Origin of the sequence: Hydrotalea sp., from assembly GCA_030054115.1 — a bacterium.
Lineage (GTDB): Bacteria > Pseudomonadota > Alphaproteobacteria > JASGCL01 > JASGCL01 > JASGCL01.
On the sequence record JASGCL010000008.1, the window covers coordinates 27,822 to 29,452 of the forward strand.

Genomic DNA, 1,631 nt, shown 5'->3' on the forward strand with positions numbered 1-1,631 from the left:
AAAAAAATTGAGGAGCTAAAACCGCTTTCTTTCCCTAAAAAAGCCGATTTCGGTTTTTAACAACTGGTAAAAATAAAAGAATCGCCTATAATGACAATATGGATGCTAAGCCTATAACCAATAATTATACACTGATTGCCGATGATATAACGCCGGCGCAATTGGCGAAACTTACCGCACGCAAATCGGTCGCGGTCGATAGCGAAACATTGGGGCTGAATATCAAAACCGATAGGTTGTGTTTGTTGCAATTGTCGTCAGGCGATGGCACCGCCATCTTGGTCAAATTTTCCGCCGATAACCACACCGCGCCCCATGCCGCGCCGAATGTAAAAAAACTATTGACCGACGCGGCAGTGAAAAAAATTTTTCATTACGCAAGGTTTGACATCGCGGTGCTTTATTTTTACCTGGGGGTGATGACCGATGGTATTTATTGCACAAAAATTGCGTCAAAAATTTTGCGCGCCAATGAACCAAAACACAGCCTGAGCAATTTGGCGAAGGATTTATTGAACATCACCATGGATAAAGAACATCAGGTTTCAAATTGGGCGGCGGATGAATTATCGCCGGCGCAACTTTCCTACGCGGCGAGCGATGTTTTATACCTGCACCAGATAAAAGAAAAATTGGACAAATTGGGCACGCCCGTTGACCAAGCATTGGTGACCGCCTGCCATAAATTTTTGCCGATGCGCGCCCTGCTCGACCTGCATGGTTTTGCCGACGATGATATTTTCGCTCATCACTAACCACTGCCCTCTCATGTTTTCACGTAACCATTTTACGCCCCATTTTACGCCATTGCGACCAGAACATGTTGGTCATATTTTTTCGACCATCGTCGACACAGCCGATGATTTTAACGGCGTCAACCCGGCCAGCATCGACTGGCGCGTGAAATATAACCCGCGGGCGCACCGCATGATATTGCGCTATCAACAGGGGGTGGCGACCATCACCCTGCCGCGCTTTGCTGGCCATCAGCATGTTAAAAAATTCTTGCAACATTCGGTCGACTGGTTACAGCAGGAAGTCGCCAAGGAAAAACATTTCGCGCAATATCATGATTTATTATCCGGCAAAAACATCACCATCATGGGGCATAAAAAACTATTGCATTTTGTTACCGGCAATGGCCGCGTCAAGGAAAACGCGCAAGAGATTATTGTGCCCGGCAACGACCAACCAACGCAACAGCAAAAATTAAAAAAATACCTGTGGCGTGTCGCCGAACGGGATTTTCCGGCGGTGGTCGACCATTATTGCCGCAAGTTGCAAATGGCAACGCCGCAGATTTCGATTCGCGACCCAAAAACCCGCTGGGGCAGTTGCATCAGAAAAAAACGCCCCCTGCAAGACGAGGAAACCCGCATCATGTTATCCTTCCGCCTGACGCTTGCCCCGCCGTTGGTGCTGGCTTACCTTGCCGCCCACGAGGTTTGTCACCTGCGCGAGGCCAACCATGGCAAACGATTTTGGGATTTGGTCGAAAAACTATTCCCCGAATATCAGGTCGCCGAAAAATGGTTAAAAACCGATGGCAAGAATTTGATGCGGTTGTTTTAACTTTATGAAAAATTTTTGTGACCCACAGAAATTGGCGGCAAAAATCACGCGCGCCAATA

2 protein-coding genes are annotated in these 1,631 nt (G+C 47.5%); both read left to right on the forward strand.

All coding sequences use genetic code 11. The features are described from left to right. The first annotated feature begins 98 nt into the window (after window positions 1–98). The gene (locus QM529_02905) at window positions 99–755 is read left to right on the forward strand and encodes a hypothetical protein (protein ID MDI9313612.1); all 657 of its coding nucleotides are present in this window, start codon (window positions 99–101) and stop codon (window positions 753–755) included. A gap of 13 nt (window positions 756–768) precedes the next feature. Continuing rightward, window positions 769–1,572 (forward strand): SprT family zinc-dependent metalloprotease, encoded by an 804-nt coding sequence (locus QM529_02910; protein MDI9313613.1) that lies wholly within the window; start codon window positions 769–771, stop codon window positions 1,570–1,572. Window positions 1,573–1,631 lie beyond the last annotated feature (59 nt).

Bases quoted from the DNA above. Each gene is read 5' to 3' on its own strand.
- QM529_02905 (MDI9313612.1), top strand. From the start codon at position 99: ATGGATGCTAAGCCTATAACCAATAATTATACACTGATTGCCGATGAT.
- QM529_02910 (MDI9313613.1), top strand. From the start codon at position 769: ATGTTTTCACGTAACCATTTTACGCCCCATTTTACGCCATTGCGACCA.